This window comes from Desulfosoma sp., from assembly GCF_052743555.1.
Map to the genome: position 1 here is coordinate 14,457 of NZ_JBRAHS010000022.1, position 22,443 is coordinate 36,899.

The following is a 22,443-nucleotide window of genomic DNA, read 5'->3' on the forward strand; positions in this document are numbered from 1 at the left end:
CAACAAAAGACACGGGCGTGAGGATGTATGAGCTTCCCGCAAACTCCATCTTTACGACGCCTCCCGCCGTGCTTAAAGTATGTGTGCAATGAAACAACCCCAAGGAGGCTGAGATGGATAAGAACAACGTTCTCGAGATGCAGCTCGATGTGCTCAAAGGGACCGAGATGGCCAAAGAGGGGCTTCAGGCTCATGAGGCTTTGGAATCGGCCAATGCGCCCGCTCCGTCCGTGGACAAGGACACGACCGCCCATATGGAAAGCGATATACCCGAGAAGAAGCTGCAGGAAAGAATCGAGCGAAGCATGGATGCCATCAAGCACTTCATTCGCAACATCGACATCAACAGTTTGTGATTCGCCTTCCCGCAGACGAGCCAGGCCCCTCCGCCCATCATCGGGGAGAGGGGCTTTTTTTCGTGCCGACGCCGTGGCGATGATCCTTGTTGGCATAGAGCGCTTTGTGATAGAAGCCCGATGCGTGGGCACGGTTTCAAGCTGCGGCGCCGCCGGGTTGACATTGCACATCGTCCAACAGGTTGCGACGCAAAGTTTTTCTGCGGCGGTGGCGATTGGTTTTATCTAACAAACTAAGGACAACTCATGGACACTTTCTCCACCGTGGCTCTTGGCGTGCTTCAAGGGATCACAGAGTTTCTTCCCGTGAGCAGTTCCGGTCATTTGGTTATCGGGCAGCATCTTTTAGGATGGAAAGAACCCAATGTGTTTTTTGACGTGTGTCTTCACGTGGGCACCTTTCTGGCCGTCGCTTTGGTGTTTCGCCGGGACATCGCTTTGCTTGTTCGAGGCGGGTTGAATTGGCTGCGGCATCCCCTGAGCGGCAATCCCCACGAGCGCGATGAAGCCCGGCGCATTTTCACCCTTGTGCTGTGGGGGACCGTGCCTACTGGGATTATAGGCTTCGCTTTCAAGGACCTTTTTGAACGCCTGTTCTCTTCGGTCACCGCGGTGGGCTTCAGCTTGCTCGTGACAGGAACCCTTTTGTGGCTCAGCCGCCGCAAAAGCCTCTCATGGGGTTTAAGCCCTATTGATATGCGCTTTCGACATGCCCTTCTCGTGGGACTGGCGCAGGGCTTGGCCATCGCTCCCGGTCTATCGCGTTCGGGAACAACCATCGCTGTGGGACTTCTTTTGGGGCTTCAAAGGGAATGGGCCGGGCGGTATTCTTTCCTGCTTTTCGTGCCGGCCGTGCTGGGGGCCGTTACCCTCGAAGCCTTTCATTTGAAGGCCGTGCCACATCCTTTAAGTCCGGTCCTGTGGGGCACCGTCGCCGCCGCGGTCACGGGGGTTGTGGCTTTGCGCTTTTTGCTGGCCATGGTGCAACGGGGCCGCTTCCATGTTTTTGCTCCTTATTGCTGGGCCCTAGGGACCATCAGCCTCGCGGTGATGCTTTTCCACCATGGGAATCCATAACACATGACAGCACTTTTTCATGATCTGGCGGTCTGGGTAGTGGCTTGGGCGCATACCCCTCACGCTTCCGCGGCCCTAGCCGTTTTGGCTTTTGTGGAATCCAGCTTCTTTCCCATCCCTCCCGATGTGCTGCTCATTTCCCTGGCGCTCATTCAGCCGCATCAATCCTTTGGCTATGCCCTCATCTGCACGGCCTTTTCTGTGCTAGGCGGCATGTTCGGTTATGCCATCGGCCGCTATGGAGGACGGCCCATATTGGAGCGGTTCATGAGCATGCCCAAAATTCAGGTCGTGGAGCGCTATTACCAGCGCTATGATGTGTGGGCTGTGGGCATGGCCGGCTTCACTCCCATTCCTTACAAGGTGTTTACCATCAGCGCCGGCACATTTCTTCTGGATTTCAAGCGCTTCATTGTGGCGTCTGCCCTGGGCCGAGGGGGGCGCTTTTTTCTAGTGGCCGCGCTGTTTTATTTCTTCGGCCAACCCATCGGAGAGTTTGTCAAGAAATCTTTGAACACGCTGTCGGTGGCTTTCGCCGTGCTTCTTGTGGGAGGTTTCGCCGTGATCCACTGGTGGTCCAAGCGCCACGGGCATGGGGCGGCACCGCCCGACGCCGAGCGCACCGAAAAACCTTGAGACCGCAAGGAACTGGTCGGGCCATGGGGCTGAAGGCGTTTTTTTTCGGTATCATCGTGGCAGTGATTGGAGCCTGGTCGGCAGGGCCTTTGTTCGCGGCAGAAGCCGTCGACGGCGATTGGCTCATCGTGCACCTGGGGGCCGAACCGGGGACACTCAACCCCATCACGGCCACCGACGCCTACGCCGGCCGGGTGAACGACCTGATCTACGAATCCCTGCTTCGCCGAGACCCTCAGACGCTGGAATTGGTTCCCGTCCTGGCTGAGTCCTGGAACATTTCCGAAGACCGCCTGACCTACACGTTTCATCTGCGCAAGGATGTGCGTTGGCAGGACGGCACGCCCTTTACGGCTCGGGACGTGTTGTTTTCCTTTGAAAGGATCAACGACCCCGCCGTAGATGCCGCCCATCTTCGAAATTACTACCGAGACATCGAAAAATTGGAAATCCTGGACGATCATACCATTCGCTACCGGTACCGCATGCCTTACTTTCGAGCGTTGGAGTTTTGCGGAGGCATCCCCATCGTTCCGGCGCATCTTTTTAAAGAGGGGGAAGATTTTAACCAGCACGCCATCGGGCGAAATCCTCTTGGAACAGGCCCGTATCGTTTCGTGCGCTGGGATACGGGCAGGGAGATCGTTCTGGAACGCCACGAAGACTATTGGGGAAGAAAGCCGCACCTTAAGCGCATCATTTTCAAGATCATCACGGACAACACCGTCGCCTTGCAGGTGCTGAAAAAGGGCGGGCTGGACCTCATGAATCTTCGGCCCATTCAGTGGGTGAAGCAGACCGGCAGCGCCAGATTTCAGGAGCGATTCCGTAAACTTAAGTACTACCTGCCCAGCTATACGTATATCGGCTGGAATCAGAGGAAACCCTACTTCGACGATCGGCGCGTGCGCCAGGCCATGACGTTGCTGCTCGACCGCGAGATGATTCTGCAGCGCCTGCTCTTTGGGTTGGGGACCGTGGTGAGCGGCACCTTTTACATCAACAGTCCCGAATACAATAAGGCCGTCGCGCCGTACCCTTACGACCCCGAGCGCGCTCGGACGCTGCTCAAGGAAGCCGGCTGGGAAGACCACGACGGGGATGGTGTCCTGGATCGCGAAGGCACTCCTTTTCGTTTTGAATTCCTCATCTCGGCCGGATCCCTTTTTGCCGAACAATTGGCCACCATCGTGCAGCAAAACCTCAAAAACGTTGGCATCGCCATGACCATTCGAAAGCTAGAATGGGCCGTGTTCATTCAAAAGATTCAATCCCATGAATTCGATGCCTGCACGTTGGGCTGGAGCCTGGGGTGGGAAACGGATCCATACCAGCTGTGGCATTCGTCCCAGGCAGACAAGGGATCCAACTTTGTGGGATTTCGTCACGCGGAAGCGGATCGCCTGATCGAAGAAGCCCGCCGGGAATTCGACCCGGTCAAGCGCCGCGCGCTGTACCACAGATTTCACGAAATCCTTCACGAAGAACAGCCGTACACGTTTCTGTTCACCACCGAAGCTTTGGTGGCCGTGGACCGACGTTTTGAAGACGTGAACGTCTATCCCATGGGGCTGGAAGTGCGAGAGTGGTGGGTACCGCTGGAAAAACAACGATACCGGTAAAAGGCGCACGGCGGCGCCACCTTTTTTTGTGATAGGGGCGGGCGACCCATGCGGGCGTATCTGGTTAAAAGGTTGTTACAGATGATCCCGACGCTCTTGGGGATCACTTTCATCACCTTTTGCATCATTCAATTGGCACCGGGAAACCCCGCCATGTTGAAATTGCAGATGGCGTCTCAAGGTGAGATGGCCGATACCGCCTACGCCAGGCAGATGATCGAACAGACGAAAAAGCTCTACGGCTTGGACAAGCCTCTGCCCGTCCAGTACATGCTCTGGGTCAAGCGGGTGTTGACCTTAGACTTCGGGACTTCGTTCAAAGATCACCGCAATGTGATGGACAAGATTGCCGAGCGGCTTCCCATCACCATTCAAATCAATCTCATTTCCATCTTTCTCGTTTACCTTATCGCCATCCCCTTCGGCGTCTATTCGGCAACGCATCCGGACACCTTTGCGGACAAGGTCTTGACACTCCTTTTTTTCTTTCTTTACTCCCTGCCTAACTTTTGGGTGGCCGTGCTCCTGATTATGCTCTTCGGCGGCGGCGACTTCTGGAACGTCTTTCCCATCTACGGCATCTCGTCCCTCAATACGGAAAATTGGCCTCTGTGGCGCCAAATTCTGGATCGTCTTCACCACCTGGTGTTGCCCGTAGCTTGCCATACCTACGGCGGTATTGCCTATCTTTCGCGGCTTACACGAGCGGAACTGCTGGAGGTGATTCGCGAGGACTACGTGCGCACGGCTCGAGCCAAGGGGTTGAGTGAGCGGGTGGTCATTTTCAAGCATGCCTTTCGCAACGGGCTCTTGCCTATTGTCACCTTGCTGGCCTTTTTGCTTCCGGCTATGTTTGGCGGCAGCGTCATCATTGAAAGCATCTTTTCTATTCCCGGCATGGGACAATTGGGCTTTGAAGCGGTACTTTCCCGTGACTATCCGGTGATTATGGCCATCACCACCATTTCGGCGCTGCTCACTTTGGTTGGGCTGCTGCTTTCGGACGTCCTGTACGCCGTGCTGGATCCCAGAATTCAGTTGGATTGAACAGATGTCTTACTGGAAAGTCGTCTGGCATCATTTCAAGAAAAAGCGCCGAGCCATGGCGGGCCTGTGGATTTGCGTGTTCTTGGCGGCCGTGGCGATCTTGGCCCCTGTGCTGGCCAATGACCGGCCCATTGTGGCTTACTGGCAGGGCCGTTTAGTTTTTCCCGTATTTGACGAAGAACTTCGTCCGGGAACGGGTACATGGAAGGATTTCCGGAATCCTGAGGTTTTTCTCTTTCAACAACTTTTGGGCGACCCTTCCTCCTGGGCTCTGTGGCCTCCGGTGCCTTACTCCCCATCCGAATACGATCTGCTGGAAAATCTTTCACCCCCTACACGCAAACACTGGTTTGGTACTGACGATCGAGGAAGGGACGTGCTGAGTCGCATGATTCACGGCGCCCGCGTTTCCCTGTCCGTGGGCTTTGTAGCCGTGAGCATCGCTTTGGTGATCGGCGTCATTTTAGGAGGACTTGCCGGCTATTTCGGCGGCAGGATCGATGCCTTGATCAGCCGCCTCATCGAAATTCTTTTGACTATACCCACTTTTTTTCTCATCATCGCCATCATCGCCTTCTTGCCACCCAGCATTTACAACATCATGGTCGTCATCGGACTGACGGGCTGGACGGGTGTGGCTCGGTTCGTGCGGGCCGAGTTTTTCAAGCTGAAGCGGTTGGACTTTATACAGGCCTCGGCGGCCCTAGGGGCATCACACCTGAGGATCATTTTTCTGCACATGCTCCCTAATGCCATGGCTCCCGTGTTGGTTTCGGCGGTCTTTGGCATTGCGGGCGCCATTTTGACGGAATCCAGTCTGAGTTTTCTCGGCTTCGGCGTGCCACCGCCGACACCCAGCTGGGGGGATATTCTCAACCAGAGCCGTGACTACATTGAATTTGCCTGGTGGCTGACCACCTTTCCGGGTCTGGCCATCTTTTTGGGCATCACGTCCTACAACCTGGTGGGAGAAGGCCTTCGAGACGCCATGGATCCCAAACTCTTTGAATAAGGGCGGACAGTTTGTCCCAAGTTCGGCCCAAGCTGCAGCTTTATTGCGGATGCGCTTTGTCCAAGCGCTGCAGGGTGGCTATTCATTCTCCGAAAGCGCCGTCCCTTCGTCAACTTGGGCGGATAAAATTTACAATTCGAGACTGAGTGTTCTTGGAGCGCCTTTTCGGTAGCTCCGCCGGCTGTCAAAAAAACGTTGTGGGGTAAGCTTCAGGATGCCGAAACCTATCCGTTTCATTGCACAAAGGAACTCCTCGCCATGCCCGTGATCTCACCCTTTGCCACCACGGCATCGTCGGTGGTTATGACGGTCAGCCAGCTGAACGCGCGCATCAAAGGCCTGCTGGAAGCCAACTTTCCCTATGTGTGGGTTCGAGGGGAAATTTCCAATCTGAGAATTCCCGTATCAGGGCATGCGTATTTCACGCTCAAAGATAAGAACAGTCAGATTCGAGCGGTCATGTTTCGAGGCCAGTTCGGTCGGTTAAAGTTTCGTCCCGAAGACGGCATGGCGGTCCTGTGTCAGGGGCGGCTCAGCGTGTATGAACCCCGCGGGGAATACCAGATCATTGCCGACATTTTGGAACCCGAAGGCCTCGGGGCTCTGCAGCTGGCCTTTGAGCAGCTCAAGGAAAAGCTTGACAAAGAAGGCCTCTTTGATGCCTCGAGAAAACGCCCCTTGCCGGTGCGACCGCAACGGATCGCCGTGATCACGTCGGCAACGGGCGCGGCCGTGCGGGATATCTTGAAGGTGTTCCAACGCTGTCCTTACCCTCTGACGGTGACGCTGCTGCCTGTGCGCGTGCAAGGGGAAGAAGCCGCGCCGGAAATCGTTCAAGCTTTGCGGGCGGTGTCTACCCTGAAGGACGTTTTTCGTTGGGACGTGGTGTTGGTGGGCCGAGGCGGTGGCAGCCTGGAAGATCTTTGGCCCTTCAATGAAGAAATGACGGCGCGGGCCATTGCCCATTGCACCGTTCCGGTGATTTCCGCCGTGGGCCATGAAATTGATGTGACCATCGCGGATATGGTGGCCGATTGGCGTGCCCCTACGCCGACGGCCGCCGCCCAGTGGGTGGTGAACCGCCTGGAAGAGGTGGAACGGCAGCTCGACGATCACGCCAAACGCCTGCGTGCCGCATGGATCGCTCGACTGGAACGCGCTCGAACCCGGCTTGCCCACGCCGAAGCCCGTCTCATCGATCCGCGCCGTCGCCTCGTGGACTGGCGCTTGGCCGTGGACGATCGACTGGAGCGCCTGGTGCGCGCCATGACCCATCGGCTTCGTGTCTGGCATATGCGCTCCATGCACGCGACTCAAAGACTGCAGCAGGTGCATCCACAAAAGCGCCTGGTCGATTTGCGCACCCGACTTGATCTTCTTTCCCGACGCATGCTGGCAGAAAACTTTCGGGTCATGGAACGGCTTCGCCTGCAGCTTGAAGCCGCCTCGGCTCGCTTGGAATCCTTGAGTCCTCTGGGGATTCTTGCACGAGGGTATTCCTTGACATTCAAGCTGCCGGAAAAGATTCTGGTGCGGCGCACATCTCAAGTGCGCCCGGGAGACATGGTGCGCATTCAGCTGGCTGAAGGGCAGGTGAAGGCTCGGGTCATGGAAATCAACCAAGAGCTTTTGGCAGATTTATATGTGCCAAAGCCTTCGTAGAGTTGTGCATCGTTGATGAGAGAGGATTTTCCCATGGTGAGTGCCGAGGCCCAGAGCAGAGCTAAGAGAAAAAAAACCGAGAGCTTCGAAGAGGCCATGAAACGCCTGGAAGAAATTGTGGACAAGCTGGAAAAAGGTGATCTGCCTTTGGAAGAGGCTATGGAAGCCTTTACCGAAGGGGTGAGCCTTGTGCGGCAGTGCCACGAAAAGTTGGAAGAAGCCGAAAAGAAGGTGCAAATGCTGGTTCAGGGAGAAGACGGGCGATGGATCGCAACACCCTTTGATAAGCCATCGGAAAACAACGAACCGTAGCGCCGACGCAGGGCCTTGCGATCGCACCCGTGGGCTGAGAGCACCTCAAAGGTTGTTTGAGACATCGGCTTCATGGATTTACGGCTTAGCCATTTCAAATGGTTCCCCGGCAAAATTTGTCTGAAGTTCCTAGCTTGAGACATGCGCTTCGAAGTATGTCGCAAAATACCTTCGGTAGGAGCGGCGCCAGCCGCGATGCTTGATGGCGCCTCGCGGCGCTCCTACAGCCTCAAGGCGAAAGGAGGTGCCCGCGCTGTTCTTGGATAGGCTCCTCGGAAACCACGCAAGCGTGCCCTTTTCAGCTCCATGTGGCCTTGTCGCGGGTTGAATTCTCAAAAATAGATTTCCCACTGGCATGGAACACGGGTTCATGATACAAGGAAGCCCAATTTGAAGAAAGAGGGTCTTTTTCTGTGGAATCCTTTGACCTTAAAGCCTATATGGCCGAAAAGCGCCAGGCGGTCGACGAAGCCCTGGATCGGTTATTTCCCGCGTCCTCAGGCCTTGAAAAAACCGTGGTGGAGGCGGCCCGTTACAGCCTTTTCGCCGGAGGCAAGAGGGTGCGGCCGGTTTTGTGCCTGGCGGCCGCCGAGGTGGCGGAAGGATCCGTGAGCGCCGTGATGCCGGCGGCGTGTGCCTTGGAAATGGTGCACACCTATTCGCTGATTCACGATGATCTTCCGGCCATGGACAATGACGATTTTCGGCGAGGCCGGCCGACGAATCACCGAGTTTATGGAGAAGCCGTGGCGATCCTGGCCGGAGACCTTTTACTGACGGAAGCCTTCGGTCTTCTCGCTGCGCCGCCGGCTGTCGAGGACGCCGTCATCCCTGCTGAAAGGCGCCTACAGGCCGTCGCCATTTTGGCCCGAGCTTCCGGTGCGCAGGGCATGATCGCCGGCCAGGTCATTGACCTGGAATCGGAAGCTCGTGACGTGGATCTCACCACGGTAGAATATATGCACATTCGCAAAACGGGAGCCCTCATCAGTGCGTCCCTGGAAATCGGGGCCGTCCTTTCGGGAGCTTCGCCTGAAGCTGTGGAAGCCCTGACCCGATACGGGCGGCATGTGGGCTTGGCTTTTCAGATCACGGACGATCTGCTGGATGTGGAAGGCAACCCCGAGGTTATGGGAAAATCGGCGGGATCGGATGCAGCGAAAAACAAGAAAACTTATCCGGCCCTCGTGGGAGTGGTGCGCACGAAAGAAATCGCTCAAGACCATGTGCAACAGGCCGTGAAGGCTCTGGACGGCTTCGGGCACAAAGCCGATCCTTTACGGGCTTTGGCGCATTATCTGCTGATTCGAAAAGCCTGAGGCTCAAGGCCATGAAGCCCGCTCTTGAGAACTTGTCTGAACCCGCTCCTGTGATTTCGCCTCGTGCGCGTGCCGGAAAGTTTCATGAGGCTTGGTAGGGTGTACCACTTTCACAGGTTGCCTTTTTGGACAAGCTTCGAGCACATCGCAACAGAACGTCGCGGATTCAAGGAGAAACAACTGGACGTGGAACGAAATGTTGACCGTCAACGGGGACCCAACAACGCCGAGACCCCTCTGTTGCAAACCATCGATTCACCCGCGGATCTCAAGCGGCTTTCCATCAAGGAACTGGAAGCCCTGGCCGAAGAAATTCGACGGGTGATCATTCAGACCACTGCGCGCACTGGAGGCCACGTGGCCTCGAACCTCGGTGTGGTAGAACTGACCTTGGCTCTGCACTATGTTTTTGATGCGCCCACCGATCGCATTGTTTGGGATGTGGGGCATCAATGCTACACGCACAAACTGGTCACCGGCCGGCGTGACCGTTTCCACACGCTGCGCCAATGGCAAGGAATCAGCGGATTTCCCAAGCGCGAAGAAAGCCACTACGACGCTTTTGGAGCGGGCCACGCCAGCACTTCCATCTCCGCCGCTTTAGGCATGGCCAGTGCCAAATATCTCAAAGGATGCCCAAGCCGAATCATTGCCGTCATCGGGGACGGCAGCATGACGGGAGGCATGGCCTTTGAGGCGCTCAATCATGCGGGAGACCTAGGCCGGGATCTCATCGTTGTGCTCAACGACAACGAAATGTCCATTTCCCCGAACGTGGGCGCCCTGTCTTCTTTTCTCAGCCGCAAGCTGTCCAGCCGCGCGGTGATGAGCTTTAAAAGGGAAGTGGAAAACACTCTCAAGGCTATTCCCGGGGTCGGATCCAACATTGTCCAGTTGCTCAAGAAAAGCGAAGAATCCTTTCTCTCTTTTTTCACGCCCGGCATGCTTTTTCAGGCGTTGCGGTTTCAGTACATCGGTCCGATCAAAGGGCATCGGCTGGACCGCCTTATCGAAACCTTTGAAACTGCAAAATCCCTCAAGGGCCCCGTGCTCATTCATGTGGGTACCGTCAAAGGCAAGGGGTACGAACCTGCGGAATGCGACCCGGCTCGATTTCACGGCATCGGCTGTTTCAACCCCAAAACGGGCGAAACCAGTAAGGAAAAGATACCGTCCTACACGGCCGTCTTTGGAAGATGCCTCACGGAACTGGCGGAAAAGGATCCGCGCATCGTGGCCATCACCGCCGCCATGCCGCAGGGCACTGGGCTCGATCTTTTTGCGCGGGTTTATCCCAAGCGCTTTTTTGATGTGGGGATCGCCGAACAGCATGCCGTGACCTTTGCCGCAGGGCTCGCCGCCGAAGGGTATCGCCCGGTGGTGGCCGTGTATTCCACTTTTCTGCAGCGTGCCTATGACCAGATCGTTCATGACGTGTGCCTGCAAAACCTTCCGGTCATTTTCGCCATAGACCGGGGCGGCCTTGTGGGCGAAGACGGCCCAACCCACCACGGCGTCTTTGATCTCGCCTACCTTCGACACATTCCTAACATGGTGGTCATGGCCCCCAAGGATGAAAACGAATTGCGTCACATGCTGCAAACCGCCGTGCTCCACCAAGGTCCCATTGCGCTGCGGTATCCCCGAGGCCAAGGTGTGGGCGTGCCATTGGATGCTGAACTGCAATCCATTCCCATCGGAACGGCGGAACTGCTTCGAGAAGGCAAAGATGTGACCCTTGTGGCCGTGGGGGCTATGGTCCCGGAAGCCGTGGCGGCGGCGGACATCCTTGCCGGTGAAGGGACCGAGGCGGCCGTGATCAACGCTCGCTTCGTCAAGCCTTTGGACGTGCACCTTCTTGGCCAATGGGCACACAAGACCTCCTTGCTGGTCACGGTGGAAGAAAGCGTGCGCCAGGGTGGTTTTGGGAGCGCCGTCTTGGAAGCACTCAGTGAGGAAGGCTTTCTGCCCCGGCGCGTGCTTCGCCTTGGCATTCCCGATGCTTTTGTTCCGCACGGCCATCTGAAACAACTGCGCAGGACATTGGGGCTGGATGCGGAAGGCATCGCTCAAAGTGTTCGACAAGCCTTGGCCGCCGCACCACGCGCGATCCATGACCTCCCGATACGAGCGGTTAGATAAGATTTTGGTGCAACGGGGCTTGGCTCCCAGCCGAGAAAAGGCTCAAGGCCTTATTCTGGCCGGCTGCGTGCGGGTGGACGGTCATTGCGTCACCCAATGCGGACGAAAGATTCCCGAAAACGCCGACATTCAGGTTCAGGGACAGGACCATCCTTATGTAAGCCGTGGCGGTGTCAAGTTGGCCCACGCCTTGGACCATTTCGGCTTGAATGTCGCTGGTCTCGTGATCATGGACGTGGGGGCGTCCACAGGCGGCTTTACGGACTGTCTGTTGCAACGGGGCGCTGGCAAAGTGTACGCCGTGGATGTGGGCTATGGCCAGCTGGCGTGGAAGCTTCGGCAGGACCCTCGAGTCATCGTTCTGGAACGCAGCAACATTCGCTATCTGGACCGGTCTGCCATCCCGGAATCTGTGGACGGGGCCGTCATTGATGTGTCTTTTATCTCCCTGAAACTGGTCCTTCCCAAGGTCCTGACATTCTTAAAACCCGAAGCCTTCCTTGTGGCCCTCATCAAGCCTCAATTTGAAGCGGGACGGGAGCATGTGGGAAAGGGCGGTGTCGTGAAAGACGCAAGCGTCCACGAAGCCGTGTGCCGAGCGGTGGCTGAAACAGTTCAATCGTTGGAATGCCAGGTCCTCGGAATCATTCCTTCTCCCATTTTGGGGCCCAAGGGGAATCGCGAATTTCTTCTGGCCGCGAGATACGCGCGGGACGATCGGACGCCTTCCCCCGACACGGGTTTATCCCCAGCACATAGGTTATGAAAATTCATTTTGTTTTTGTGGGAAAAACCGTTTTCCCGGAAATGCAACGCGGTATCGACCGATACCTGGAAAGGCTCGGTCATTACGTGCGAGTGGAAGTGCACGTGGTGCGGCCCGAACGGGTCGGCCCCAAGGCCGACGAAAAGGTGGTGCTGGAAAAAGAAGGGCGCCGCATTGCGGATCTGGTTTCAGGCCGTGGCGTGCTCATCGTCTGGGACGAAAAGGGTAAGGCTTTGTCTTCCCCCGAATACGCAAACGTGCTTCAGCGCCTCTACCACGGAGGCCATGACGTGTGGATGGTGCTGGGCGGGCCCTTAGGGCTGTCGCAAGATGTCAAGCGAACGGCTCACCACATGTTTGCCCTCTCCGCCATGACCTTTCCCCACGACCTGGCACGACTTCTTGTGGCTGAACAAACCTACCGAGCCCTGACCATCCTTCGCGGAGAACCCTATCACAAATCGTGAGGACTCGGCGATACGAACAGAATCCCCCGCATCTTCAAAATGGGTGGCAACCGAGGAAGCACGCAGCAAATCTACGATCGAATGATCGGATTTGAGATCCTTGAAGGCAGGCCATGGCCTTAGGGGACCTCTTCCACGCGCTGCAATCGCCCGCCTCCGGTCTCTTTTGAAGCAACCAGAGCCTACCGGTGAGCAAGTTCGGCGGACGCGCAGAAGCTCGTCCCTCCGTTACCAAGGCCACGCCCTTCGATTCACATCGGAGAGCCGCATCCTCGCCGTCCGCACAATGCCCCCCGCTTGCTCGCTTTTCGCCGTGGGGACATCAAAACGGGCACGCACAAGCGCTTTCCCGTACTAGCCAGGGGGGCGGCCTAAAGGGACCGCGTCCTCGCCGTCCGTCGTCGCCAGGCAGTGGTATGTCTCGAAAAGACCGAATCCTGCTGGTCCGCAGGTCCGGCCTGCAAAGGCGGCTTTCAAATGGCGATGACTTCCGTCACGGCCGGCACTTCCTGCCTGACGATCCTTTCCACACCGGCCTTGAGCGTCATCTGGCTCATGGGGCACCCATGACAGGCTCCCGTGAGCCGAATTTTCACTACCGATCCCTCCACATCCACAAGCTCCACGTCACCGCCGTCTCTTTGCAACATCGGGCGAATTTTGGCCAGAGCCTTTTCAATCTGATCGCGCATGACGTCTCCTTCCTTTGTCAAGGATTGGCCTCACGCCATTATTAAGACTTCCGTGCGGGCAACGCAAACGCTAAAAGGGGTCGGCTGCTGTTTTTTGTATTGTGAATGGTTTTAAAGAGTTAACAAAAGACAACGATTGACCTTTATGTTTTTTTCCGCTAGGTTGATCGGTGCATGATGGCAAGGGTGCCCATGAAAGCTCTCAAAGAAGGACGCGCGTGAATCCATACAGACTGGTGCTGAAGATTTCTCAGGATGAGATTCAGAAACGGATCCATGCCCTGGCTACTCAAATCCGCAACGACTATCGAGGCAAGGATCTGTTGCTGGTGGGCGTCCTCAAGGGAGCCTTTATCTTCCTTGCGGATCTTGTCCGTTCCCTGGATCTTCCCGTGGAAGTGGATTTTATTCGCATCGCCAGCTATGGAGCATCCACGGCATCTTCCGGTGGGATCACTCTCTCCAAGGATTTGGAATGTACCATCGACGGCCGTGACGTGCTCGTGGTGGAAGACATTGTGGATACGGGTGTGACCATGCAATGGCTCATGGCCCATCTGGAATGTCGCCATCCCCAATCGGTCAAGATCTGCGCCCTGATCGACAAGTACGAGAGGCGTACTGTGCAAGTCCCCGTGCATTACATAGGCTTTCGCATTCCCTCAGGGTTCGTCGTGGGTTACGGTTTGGATTTCGCCGAAAAATACCGGGGGCTTCAGGGCATTTACGAAGTGGTGTTTGACACGGTCGAGGGCAGTCATGCTGGTCAGCTGTGAATTGTGCGGAACCAAGTACCGTGTGGATCCCAAGCGGCTTCACAAGGACAAGGTGAAAGCCCGTTGTAGCCGATGCGGCCACACCTTTGTGGTCCGGCGCTCCGAAGAGCCCGAACCGGATGATTTTGACCCGTCGCTCATGGCTGCCGAGCCCGCAAGACCATCGGAACATGCGGACGAGGAGGAAGAGCGCGATGCCGACGGGGCCATTCCTGTGGCTCGGCCCGAACCACGTGTCCTTCGGCCCCGTGTAACTCAAAAAGAAACACCAACCAAGCGCCTTGTTCCCTTTGCCGTTCTCGCCGTCCTCCTGCTGGCCACCGCTGGAGCAGGCTATTATTTCTATTCCAAGGGGTTGATCTTTCAGAAAAAGGAAAAGGTCCAACCGAGCTCTGTGGCCTCCCCTGGCATTCCTCAGGTGACCATTGATCCTGACATTCGAGCATACTTTTTGGAAAACCTATCGGCAGGACAAATCTTCGTGGTGGAAGGCAAAGCGGTCAATGAATCCGGAGGCCCGGTGAGTTTCGTTCTTGTGGAAGGCAAGCTCTACACCACAGAAAAACAACCGGCCCAAGTTCAGAAAGCCTATTGCGGGAACACCATGTCCCGGGATGAGCTCATGAGGTTGGACATGACACAGATTCAAAACGTCATGATGAACCGGGAAGGTAAAGATTTAAGCAACGTTCACATACCGTCCATGGGCAAAGTGCCTTTTATGATCGTTTTTCATAACCTGCCTGAATTGAGCCTCTTGTCAGACTACAGTGTGGAAGTGGTCAACGCCCAGGCGGACAAATAATGGGCGCGTCGTGGAAGGACAAACATGCTGGATCTCAAGTTTGTACGGGACAACATGGATCGGATCGCCCAAATGCTTCGGGACCGGCACATGGACATGGACCTGGAGCCGTTTCGAAAGCTGGACGAGGAACGGCGAGCCCTGCTCAAGGAAGTGGAGCAGCTTAAGCACGAACGCAACCGAGCCTCCGAAGAAATCGCACGGCGAAAGCGCGAAGGGGCCGAAGCGGAAGAGCTTTTGCAGGCCATGAAAGGCGTGTCCCAGCGCATCAAGGAATTGGAATTGCTCCTGGGAGGCATTGAGGAGCGATTTCGAGAGATTCTCATGTACATTCCCAACATGCCTCATGACTCCGTGCCCGTTGGGGCGGACGACAGTGCCAATCCCGTGGTCAAGACGTGGGGGGAGCGGCCTCGTTTCGATTTCGAGCCCAAACCGCATTGGGACCTGGGAGAAGCTTTGGGGATATTGGACTTCGAACGGGCCGCTCGCATGACGGGAGCCCGCTTCACGCTGTATTGGGGCGCAGGCTCCGCCCTGGAACGGGCCCTGATCAGTTTCATGCTGGACGTGCACACAACCCGTCATGGCTATACGGAAGTTTTGCCGCCTTTCATGGTTAACCGTACCGCCATGACCGGCACGGGCCAGTTGCCCAAGTTTGAAAAGGATCTTTTTAAGCTGGAGGGCTGGGATTATTTTCTGGTGCCGACGGCGGAAGTGCCGGTGACCAACATTCACATGGACGAAATCCTGGAAGAAGACGAGCTGCCCAAGTACTACACGGCCTACACGCCGTGTTTTCGATCGGAAGCGGGATCCTACGGCAAAGACACGCGGGGGCTCATTCGTCAGCACCAATTCAACAAGGTGGAGCTGGTTAAACTGGTCAAGCCGGAAAGTTCCTATGACGAACTGGAAACCCTGCTAGACAATGCAGAAACCATTCTTCGGGAACTGGGGCTGCACTACCGCGTGGTGGTCCTGTGCACGGGCGATCTGGGATTTTCGGCCGCCAAGACTTATGACATCGAAGTGTGGCTTCCCGGGCAAAACACGTACCGGGAAATTTCCTCATGCAGCAATTTCGAGGACTTTCAGGCTCGACGCGCCAACATTCGCTTTCGCCGCAAGGGCAAAAAGAAAACCGAGCTGGTGCATACCCTCAACGGATCCGGTCTGGCCGTAGGCCGCACGCTCGTCGCGATTCTGGAAAACTATCAGCAGCCCGACGGAACGGTCCGGATCCCCGAGGTTCTCCGTCCTTATATGCGAGGTCTGGAACGCATCACACCTCGGCATTAGCCCTTAAGGAAATTTCACTCAAGGAGCAACAGCGATGACCAAGAGTCAACTCATTGAAGCCCTGGCCAAGGCCGAGGGCATCACACTGAAAGCGGCCGAAGTGGCCGTAAATGTGACCTTCGAAAGCATGGAAAAGGCCCTCATGCAAGGAGATCGCGTAGAAATTCGAGGATTTGGCAGCTTTAAGGTCAAAAACTACGACGGCTACAAGGGCCGAAACCCCAAAACGGGGGAACTCATCGAAGTGCGCCCCAAACGGCTTCCCTTTTTCAAAGTCGGCAAGGAACTGAAAGAACGAGTGGACAAGCACTGATTGACCAACGCACTGATGCACACCAGCCATGATCTCGCCATGATTCAGGCAACGGCTTTTCCATAACAGCACACGACGCAATCCGTTACCGATCGGAAAAAGACGGGCGCCCGCTGCAAAGCGGGCGCCGAATTTTTCCACTTAGATGCCCATAACCTTATGAAGGCACTGCAATAAATGGGCGCTCACTTTGCCTGCGCAATCTTTGCCTTCGCCAAACACGTCCTGGGGAGTCCAGGAGTCCAGGTAAATGTGTACGTGATTTCCTTGAGGCGCCCAAACCGCGGGATTGGACCGGCCAAAGATCACCAGGCTGGGCACTGCCATGGCCGCCGCGACATGGGAGACGCCGGAATCAACCCCTAAATAAAACCCCGCCCCGCTCAATAATGCCGTCAGCTTTTTCAGGTCGCCGCTCTCGTACACGGGCCAACCCCAGGTCGTGGAAAATGCGTCCACGTAAGGCATGAGTCTCTTATCGGCCGGCCCCATCAGCAAAACCATGGGGGCGCCGAAGAAGCCCGACGTCACTTGGAAGAGGCTTCGCCATCGGGACGTGGGCCAGACCTTGCCAATCCCACCGCTGCCCATGTGCACCACGCCGTACCCTCTGGACGGAAGGTTTTGCCGACCCAGCCATGCCACCACATCCTTCACCACGTGGGGATCGGCGGCCAGCTTTGGACGATGCTTCGGCACGGTGAATCCCAAGGATGCCATCTGATGCACGAGAAACTCCGTCACCGACACATCCACATCGGTCTGCTCATCGGGAAAGGACCGCAGCCAGTAAACGGGGCGGGCCAGGCGTTTCTTCAAGCGATCAACGATGGGCAGGGCCCTTTTTTGTCCCACCCAAAAGAAAGCCTGACACTGGAGCAAAGGATTCGGGACCGGAATCGATGCCCAGATATCGTCCACAAAAAGGGATCGCCAAAAAGGCTCGTCACACGATGCCAAACCATCACGATACGGCTTGCCATACAGAAGGTCTTTGTAGGCCGGCATCGTCCAAAGGAACAGAGGAACATGAGGAAACATTTCCTGAAAGGCGTCCAAGACGGGAGTAAAAAGCACGAAATCTCCCAGAGCGCCCTGATGCCAGAAGCCTACAGGCAATGGTTCACGAAACATGTTCATTCCATCCACCATCGCACCGATTAGATGCCGTCGCGCGGAAAAGAATCATTCTCTCCGCAAGGTTTTCGAGAAAAAACATTCTGGACCTCTTCCCTGGCTTATTTTACCTCTTAGCGCATCTGTGGAATCTGAAGTTTGCGACCAAGCAGAACCGAGGCAGCTGCGCTCTCTCGAGGCCTGTTTCCTGTGCCGACGGAGAGGAGGACCACCGTAAGTGACGGACGCTTCAAGAGGACCACAACCGCACATTCGGCATCATCGCCAACAGTTGATTCCCGGCTGGCGGCAGGAAAAGCTCGCTCTTGCCCAAGTGGGCATCGTCGGAGACGGGCCGTATCCGGCGTCGTTTTTTCTTGCAGCGGCGTCAGCCTTGGGAATGCGGCGTTTCCTCATCATTTGCCCGGAACTCCACCCCGCCTTCGTGAATGTGGCCCAGGCCTTGGAGCCCACCCTCGAATGGGTTCACCTTCGAGGGTGGCTCACCCATTCCGCACCGGCCGCTTTGTTGACCACTTCTTCGGTGCTTGTGGATTTTTCGCAGCTGGGACTCACCAATAAGATTCTTTTCAACACCGCTCGGGCTCACTCCATCCCCCTGGTCACGGTGCGATGCACGACCGACCCGTCGAAAAGCGGCTTTCGTTTCTGGAGTTACACTCCCGGCAAGGAAAGCGCCATAATTCAGGCCATGGTCTCGCAGCGGTCCCTTTCGGCCGTGGATTGGCAGGATGCGGCCACGGCCATGGCCGCCGCAGGTCTGGCCTTGGAAGAAGTCAAACGCGTGCTTTTCGGGCAGCCCCAAACGTTCGCACCCGTGGAATATGTCCGGCCGAATCCTCGAACTTCCCTGGAAAATCTTCGAGTCGCGGTGGTGGGAGCCGGAGCTTTGGGAAATTTTGCCGCTTCTACGCTGACCCTGTGCGGATGCCGCTACTTGACTCTCTTCGATTCCGACCGGGTGGATGTGACCAATCTGAATCGTCAAATCTTTTTCGCTCACGACATCGGATCCCCTAAGGCGCCTGCCTTGGCCCATCGGCTGAACACCTTATTTGGAGCACACGCTCGAGGCGTTGCGCAATCCGTGGACGAACGCACGGATCTCTCTCCCTTTGATGTCGTTCTGGATTGCGTGGACAATTTTGAAACACGAAGGCTTCTGAGCCTGAGGGCTCAGCAGGAAGGCAAAATCCTCATTTCCGGGGGGACCGGCCCGGACAAGGGACAGGTGGTGGCTTTTCATCCCCACCGCAGCCGGCACACGCCGGCGCAGCTTCTGGATTTGGATGGGATTCTTTCCAAGCGGCAACGGAACGGGCAAACAGCCCGAACTCGAGAAAAGCGTGTCCAAGAAAAGACCATGCAACGTGGTCCTCCATCAGACACGCCTTTGGAAAAGACCTTCACGGCAAGCGCTTCGTGCCTTGTTCAAGCGGACCCTTCGGTGGTCATGAGCAACCAGATCATCGGAGCCTTCATGGCCGATGTGTTGCGCCGCATGCTTTCCGGAGAACCTTCTGTGCTGATCTTTTACGAATCCAGGGAACCTCATGGGGTGCGGCTCGTGAGCGTCGACGACACGAACTGGTAACCCTCAAACAACGCCCTATGGTACCACGATGTTGGGGGCGGCTCTCCCCAGAACCGCCCCCATGAACACCCTCTCCCAGCCCCTCCTGCCGGATCGGGTACAATCGCACATCACGGGATGAGATGAAGGGGTTCTAGAAGCTAAAGAACACCTTCTGCAGCACTTTGGGGGTCACTCCCGCCATGTCCAGGTACATGGTGATGCCGCCCATAAAGAAGGGCCAGCCAGCGCCCATGATCATGGCCAGATCCACATCCCGGGAACTATTCACAATCTTTTCCTTCAGGATCAGGTCAATTTCCTTCGCCAGATTGCTCAGCACGCGATCGCGAATCTCGTCCGAGTGGAATTCCTTTTGGCCTTTCCTGACCCAGAGCTTTTCCACTTCAGGGTCCACCTTCTTGACCTTAGCCCCCGGCACATAGATGCTCTTCTTGCCGGCCTCCACCAGTTTCTTGAAATTGGCGTTGAGCGGAAAGCGTTCTGCACCGAAGGCATGGTTGAGGGTCTCCGCCACGTGGTAAGCCACGGGAAAGCCCACCAGAGCCAGCAAGTCAAAGGGAGCCATGGGCAATCCCAAACCCAGCAGGGCCTCATCGACCTGAATGAAATCAGCGCCTTCGTCCACCATGGTGAGGCAATCGGCAAGCATCTTGGTCAAAATGCGATTGACCAGGAAAGCCGGGGCGTCCTTGACGAGCACGCCCGTCTTCTTGAGCTTCTTGGCCAGATCAAAGGCGGTGGCCAGGGTTAGGTCGTCGGTCCGGGGGGTTTTGATGATTTCCACCAGAGGCAGCACGGCGACAGGATTAAAAAAGTGGAATCCCACCACGCGTTCCGGGTGCTTGAGGTCCGCACCCATTTCGGTGACACTCAGGGACGACGTGTTGGTGGCCAAAATGCATTCCGGCACCACCACGGCTTCCACTTCTGCGAACACCTGTTTCTTGATGTCCATGCGTTCAAAAACGGCTTCGATGACGAAATCACAGTCGGCAAAATCGTCGTAGCTCAGCGTGCCGTGCAGCAGGCTGGACAAGTAGCGGGCACGGGCTTCCGGCATGCGGCCCTTTTCCACCATCTTTTGAAATTCCTGATGCACGTAGGCGCAGCCCTTGTCCACAAATTCCTGCTTGATGTCTTTCATGACCACGGGCACACCCAGCCGATAGATGAACAGCTGAGCCAACTGGGAGGCCATGAGGCCGGCGCCGATAATCCCCACCTTCTTCACGGGCTTCGGCTTGGCGTCCGGAACACCTTTGACTTTCTTGGCATAACGGTTCACCAGATCAAAGGCGTAGATGGAACACTTGCACTGGCGGCTCTTGATGAGGTCTCCCAGAGCCTTGTTCTCTTCTTCAAAGCCCTGCTCCACGCTCCACTTGGTGGCGCCTTCAATGAGTTCCATGGCGCGATAGGGGGCCGGAGCCGCCCCGTGCACCTTGGCGTCCACGAATTCCTTGGCTTTGCTCATGGCCGCTTTGAGGTTGGTGGTTTTCGAGGCCTGACGCTCCACCTTTTCCGTCCCCTCAATGATGCCAATAAGAAACCGTAGGGAATCGTCGAAAAATTCCGCTCCGTCATAGAGTCGGTCCGCCAGACCCATTTCGAAGGCCTGCACACCGTTAATCATGCGGTTTTGGTTCAGGGCATTGAAGATGATGAGCTCCAGGGCCTTTTCCGGACCCAAAAGCTTGGTGGCCAAGGTGCAGCCGCCCCAGCCCGGAATGAGCCCGATGAAACATTCCGGAAAGCCCATGGCCGGCACACTTCGAGCCACGGTGCGATACTGGCAGTAGAGCCCGATTTCCAGGCCGCCGCCGAGAGCCACCCCGTTGTAAGCCGCGACCGTAGGGAAGGGCAAATCCATGAGACGCTTCATGATGGTGTGGCCGGCCTTGCCAATCTGATAGCCTTGATCAAAGGTGGTCACAAAGGGCACCTGGGTCAGGTCCGCTCCGGCCGCAAAGATGTACGGCTTTCCCGTGAGCATGAGACCCTTCACGTCGCCTTGGGCCAGCACCGAGTTGATGGCCTCATTGAGAGACACGAGGGCAGCTTCGCTGAATACGTTGGGTTTCTTGTAGTCATGCCCGTTGTCCATGGTCACGATGGCCAGTTTGCCAACGGGAGAGTTCCAAAAGTTCACCAAAAACTTGGTCACCGGTTCACCCATGACAGTCCCCTTTTATTCGGACTTCGCGGTTTGAAGATTTTCCCAAATGACCGATCCGCCCTGGCCCAACCCCACGCACATTGCCGCCAGGCCGTAGCGCGCTTCCGGATGGGCTTCAAAATAGTGCATGAGGTGGATCATGAGCCGCGGACCGGAAGAGGCCAAAGGATGACCAAAGGCGATGGCACCGCCGTAGGGGTTAAGACGCTTGTCGTCGGGAAACTTCATGCCGAATTCCTTCATGAACACCACGGCTTGCACCGCAAAGGCTTCGTTGAGTTCAATGACATCGAGATCGTCGAATTTCAGTCCCGTACGGGCCAGGACCTTGTGAGTGGACGGCACAGGACCGTAACCCATAATTTCCGGCTTGACGCCCGCAAAAGCATACCCCACCAGACGCATCTTAGGCCGAAGGCCCAGTTCCTTGGCCTTGTCGGCGGACATGAGCAGGACGCCGCAGGCGCCGTCGTTCAATCCCGAAGCATTCCCAGGAGTCACCTTGCCCTGCACACGAAACGGCGTCTTCAGGGTGGCCAGACCTTCCATGGTCGTTTCCGGGCGAGGCTGCTCGTCGCGGTCCGCCACCACCCAACCGTTTTTGGTGTAAACGGTCATGGGTACAATCATTTTCTGAATAATGCCTTCTTGGTACGCCTTGTAGGCCTTTTTCTGGCACAGATACGCGTACTCGTCCGCCATTTCTTTGGTGATTTCGGGAAACATGTCATGAAGGTTTTCCGCGGTTTTCCCCATCACCAGAGCATCTTCGGAAACAATGCGTTCCGCGATGAAACGCGGATTGGGATCGGCGGTGGCGCCCATGGGATGATGCCCCATGTGTTCCACGCCCCCAGCGATGGCCACGTCCACGGAACCCAAAGCAATCTCGGAAGCCGCGCACGTGACCGCCGTCATGCCGCCCGCACACATGCGATCCACGGAATAGCCCGCCGTCGAAACGGGAAGTCCGGCCAAGATGGCCGAAGTGCGTCCCATGGTCAGGCCCTGGTCGCCCTCCTGCGTGGTGGCTCCCCAGACATTTTCCTCCACCATTTCAGGTTTTACCTGAGGATTACGCCGCAAGAGCTCCCGAATGACCTTGACGACCATGTCGTCGGCACGCGTCATCCAAAACATGCCTTTTTCCCCGGCCTTGCCGAAGGCCGTGCGAATGCCGTCCACTAAAACCACATCCCTTGCCTTCATTGAACGTCCTCCTTG

The 22,443-nt window shown here is 56.5% G+C and carries 21 protein-coding genes; 17 read left to right on the plus strand and 4 right to left on the minus strand.

Annotated elements, in window-relative coordinates:
* Positions 1–113: 113 nt before the first annotated feature.
* The 12 genes from ACUVSA_RS12835 (at position 114) to ACUVSA_RS12890 (ending at position 12,418) form a co-directional block, all read left to right on the plus strand.
* Positions 114–356, plus strand: coding sequence for a hypothetical protein (locus ACUVSA_RS12835; protein ID WP_445895126.1), 243 nt, complete (start codon positions 114–116; stop codon positions 354–356).
* A gap of 246 nt (positions 357–602) precedes the next feature.
* Positions 603–1,433 (plus strand): undecaprenyl-diphosphate phosphatase, encoded by an 831-nt coding sequence (locus ACUVSA_RS12840; RefSeq protein ID WP_445893100.1) that lies wholly within the window; start codon positions 603–605, stop codon positions 1,431–1,433.
* Positions 1,434–1,436: 3 nt separating this feature from the next.
* A complete protein-coding gene (locus ACUVSA_RS12845) occupies positions 1,437–2,069 on the plus strand; it encodes a YqaA family protein (protein ID WP_445893099.1) in 633 nt (210 codons plus the stop codon).
* A gap of 23 nt (positions 2,070–2,092) precedes the next feature.
* Positions 2,093–3,691 carry a peptide-binding protein gene (locus ACUVSA_RS12850; RefSeq protein WP_445893098.1) on the plus strand — a complete coding sequence of 533 codons (1,599 nt, stop codon included), beginning with the start codon at positions 2,093–2,095 and terminating at the stop codon, positions 3,689–3,691.
* Positions 3,692–3,739: 48 nt separating this feature from the next.
* Positions 3,740–4,738 carry an ABC transporter permease gene (locus tag ACUVSA_RS12855; protein ID WP_445895127.1) on the plus strand — a complete coding sequence of 333 codons (999 nt, stop codon included), beginning with the start codon at positions 3,740–3,742 and terminating at the stop codon, positions 4,736–4,738.
* Positions 4,739–4,742: 4 nt separating this feature from the next.
* Positions 4,743–5,750 (plus strand): ABC transporter permease, encoded by a 1,008-nt coding sequence (locus ACUVSA_RS12860; protein WP_445895128.1) that lies wholly within the window; start codon positions 4,743–4,745, stop codon positions 5,748–5,750.
* A gap of 258 nt (positions 5,751–6,008) precedes the next feature.
* Entirely contained in the window at positions 6,009–7,412 is a 1,404-nt protein-coding gene (gene xseA / locus ACUVSA_RS12865; RefSeq protein WP_445893095.1) for an exodeoxyribonuclease VII large subunit, read from the plus strand.
* A 15-nt stretch (positions 7,413–7,427) separates the two neighbouring features.
* Positions 7,428–7,724 carry an exodeoxyribonuclease VII small subunit gene (gene xseB / locus ACUVSA_RS12870; RefSeq protein ID WP_445895129.1) on the plus strand — a complete coding sequence of 99 codons (297 nt, stop codon included), beginning with the start codon at positions 7,428–7,430 and terminating at the stop codon, positions 7,722–7,724.
* A gap of 440 nt (positions 7,725–8,164) precedes the next feature.
* The gene (locus ACUVSA_RS12875; RefSeq protein ID WP_445895142.1) at positions 8,165–9,043 is read left to right on the plus strand and encodes a polyprenyl synthetase family protein; all 879 of its coding nucleotides are present in this window, start codon (positions 8,165–8,167) and stop codon (positions 9,041–9,043) included.
* 237 nt (positions 9,044–9,280) lie between these two features.
* On the plus strand, positions 9,281–11,185 hold the full coding sequence (dxs, locus tag ACUVSA_RS12880) for a 1-deoxy-D-xylulose-5-phosphate synthase (RefSeq protein WP_445895143.1): 1,905 nt from the start codon (positions 9,281–9,283) through the stop codon (positions 11,183–11,185).
* Positions 11,157–11,951, plus strand: a complete 795-nt coding sequence (locus tag ACUVSA_RS12885; RefSeq protein ID WP_445895130.1) for a TlyA family RNA methyltransferase — start codon at positions 11,157–11,159, stop codon at positions 11,949–11,951. Before dxs ends, ACUVSA_RS12885 begins: the two co-directional genes overlap by 29 nt.
* Entirely contained in the window at positions 11,948–12,418 is a 471-nt protein-coding gene (locus ACUVSA_RS12890) for a 23S rRNA (pseudouridine(1915)-N(3))-methyltransferase RlmH (RefSeq protein WP_445893092.1), read from the plus strand. The genes ACUVSA_RS12885 and ACUVSA_RS12890 overlap by 4 nt, the downstream gene beginning before the upstream one ends.
* A 473-nt stretch (positions 12,419–12,891) precedes the next feature.
* On the opposite strand, the gene ACUVSA_RS12895 is transcribed toward ACUVSA_RS12890, so the two are convergent.
* Complete coding sequence (locus tag ACUVSA_RS12895; RefSeq protein ID WP_445895131.1) at positions 12,892–13,110, minus strand: NifU family protein; 219 nt, start codon at positions 13,108–13,110, stop codon at positions 12,892–12,894.
* A gap of 218 nt (positions 13,111–13,328) precedes the next feature.
* On the opposite strand from ACUVSA_RS12895, the gene hpt reads away from it, so the two are divergent.
* The 4 genes from hpt to ACUVSA_RS12915 are packed head-to-tail and all read left to right on the plus strand — an operon-like array spanning position 13,329 to position 16,309.
* Positions 13,329–13,886 (plus strand): hypoxanthine phosphoribosyltransferase, encoded by a 558-nt coding sequence (hpt, locus tag ACUVSA_RS12900; protein WP_445893090.1) that lies wholly within the window; start codon positions 13,329–13,331, stop codon positions 13,884–13,886.
* The gene (locus tag ACUVSA_RS12905; protein WP_445895132.1) at positions 13,870–14,691 is read left to right on the plus strand and encodes a zinc-ribbon domain-containing protein; all 822 of its coding nucleotides are present in this window, start codon (positions 13,870–13,872) and stop codon (positions 14,689–14,691) included. The genes hpt and ACUVSA_RS12905 overlap by 17 nt, the downstream gene beginning before the upstream one ends.
* A 24-nt stretch (positions 14,692–14,715) precedes the next feature.
* Positions 14,716–15,996, plus strand: a complete 1,281-nt coding sequence (gene serS, locus ACUVSA_RS12910) for a serine--tRNA ligase (RefSeq protein WP_445893088.1) — start codon at positions 14,716–14,718, stop codon at positions 15,994–15,996.
* 34 nt (positions 15,997–16,030) lie between these two features.
* Complete coding sequence (locus ACUVSA_RS12915; RefSeq protein WP_445893087.1) at positions 16,031–16,309, plus strand: HU family DNA-binding protein; 279 nt, start codon at positions 16,031–16,033, stop codon at positions 16,307–16,309.
* A gap of 141 nt (positions 16,310–16,450) precedes the next feature.
* Here the strand turns inward: ACUVSA_RS12915 and ACUVSA_RS12920 are convergent, their stop codons facing one another.
* Positions 16,451–17,443, minus strand: coding sequence for a glycosyltransferase family 9 protein (locus ACUVSA_RS12920; protein ID WP_445895133.1), 993 nt, complete (start codon positions 17,441–17,443; stop codon positions 16,451–16,453).
* A 220-nt stretch (positions 17,444–17,663) separates the two neighbouring features.
* Between ACUVSA_RS12920 and ACUVSA_RS12925 the strand changes: the two genes are divergently transcribed.
* On the plus strand, positions 17,664–19,040 hold the full coding sequence (locus ACUVSA_RS12925) for a ThiF family adenylyltransferase (RefSeq protein ID WP_445895134.1): 1,377 nt from the start codon (positions 17,664–17,666) through the stop codon (positions 19,038–19,040).
* 133 nt (positions 19,041–19,173) lie between these two features.
* Here the strand turns inward: ACUVSA_RS12925 and ACUVSA_RS12930 are convergent, their stop codons facing one another.
* A complete protein-coding gene (locus ACUVSA_RS12930) occupies positions 19,174–21,219 on the minus strand; it encodes a 3-hydroxyacyl-CoA dehydrogenase NAD-binding domain-containing protein (RefSeq protein ID WP_445895135.1) in 2,046 nt (681 codons plus the stop codon).
* A gap of 12 nt (positions 21,220–21,231) precedes the next feature.
* Positions 21,232–22,428: a thiolase family protein gene (locus ACUVSA_RS12935; RefSeq protein WP_445893165.1), complete on the minus strand. Its 1,197-nt coding sequence runs from the start codon at positions 22,426–22,428 to the stop codon at positions 21,232–21,234.
* Between the last annotated feature and the right edge of the window lie 15 nt (positions 22,429–22,443).

What these genes read in the sequence shown, in the direction of transcription:
- ACUVSA_RS12890 (WP_445893092.1), top strand. Translation starts at nt 11,948, where the DNA reads ATGAAAATTCATTTTGTTTTTGTGGGAAAAACCGTTTTCCCGGAAATG.
- xseA (WP_445893095.1), top strand. Translation starts at nt 6,009, where the DNA reads ATGCCCGTGATCTCACCCTTTGCCACCACGGCATCGTCGGTGGTTATG.
- ACUVSA_RS12835 (WP_445895126.1), top strand. Translation starts at nt 114, where the DNA reads ATGGATAAGAACAACGTTCTCGAGATGCAGCTCGATGTGCTCAAAGGG.
- ACUVSA_RS12845 (WP_445893099.1), top strand. Translation starts at nt 1,437, where the DNA reads ATGACAGCACTTTTTCATGATCTGGCGGTCTGGGTAGTGGCTTGGGCG.
- ACUVSA_RS12935 (WP_445893165.1), bottom strand. Translation starts at nt 22,428, where the DNA reads ATGAAGGCAAGGGATGTGGTTTTAGTGGACGGCATTCGCACGGCCTTC.
- ACUVSA_RS12930 (WP_445895135.1), bottom strand. Translation starts at nt 21,219, where the DNA reads ATGGGTGAACCGGTGACCAAGTTTTTGGTGAACTTTTGGAACTCTCCC.
- ACUVSA_RS12860 (WP_445895128.1), top strand. Translation starts at nt 4,743, where the DNA reads ATGTCTTACTGGAAAGTCGTCTGGCATCATTTCAAGAAAAAGCGCCGA.
- ACUVSA_RS12915 (WP_445893087.1), top strand. Translation starts at nt 16,031, where the DNA reads ATGACCAAGAGTCAACTCATTGAAGCCCTGGCCAAGGCCGAGGGCATC.
- ACUVSA_RS12855 (WP_445895127.1), top strand. Translation starts at nt 3,740, where the DNA reads ATGCGGGCGTATCTGGTTAAAAGGTTGTTACAGATGATCCCGACGCTC.
- ACUVSA_RS12905 (WP_445895132.1), top strand. Translation starts at nt 13,870, where the DNA reads ATGCTGGTCAGCTGTGAATTGTGCGGAACCAAGTACCGTGTGGATCCC.
- ACUVSA_RS12850 (WP_445893098.1), top strand. Translation starts at nt 2,093, where the DNA reads ATGGGGCTGAAGGCGTTTTTTTTCGGTATCATCGTGGCAGTGATTGGA.
- ACUVSA_RS12895 (WP_445895131.1), bottom strand. Translation starts at nt 13,110, where the DNA reads ATGCGCGATCAGATTGAAAAGGCTCTGGCCAAAATTCGCCCGATGTTG.
- ACUVSA_RS12920 (WP_445895133.1), bottom strand. Translation starts at nt 17,443, where the DNA reads ATGTTTCGTGAACCATTGCCTGTAGGCTTCTGGCATCAGGGCGCTCTG.
- ACUVSA_RS12885 (WP_445895130.1), top strand. Translation starts at nt 11,157, where the DNA reads ATGACCTCCCGATACGAGCGGTTAGATAAGATTTTGGTGCAACGGGGC.
- xseB (WP_445895129.1), top strand. Translation starts at nt 7,428, where the DNA reads ATGAGAGAGGATTTTCCCATGGTGAGTGCCGAGGCCCAGAGCAGAGCT.
- ACUVSA_RS12875 (WP_445895142.1), top strand. Translation starts at nt 8,165, where the DNA reads ATGGCCGAAAAGCGCCAGGCGGTCGACGAAGCCCTGGATCGGTTATTT.
- serS (WP_445893088.1), top strand. Translation starts at nt 14,716, where the DNA reads ATGCTGGATCTCAAGTTTGTACGGGACAACATGGATCGGATCGCCCAA.
- ACUVSA_RS12840 (WP_445893100.1), top strand. Translation starts at nt 603, where the DNA reads ATGGACACTTTCTCCACCGTGGCTCTTGGCGTGCTTCAAGGGATCACA.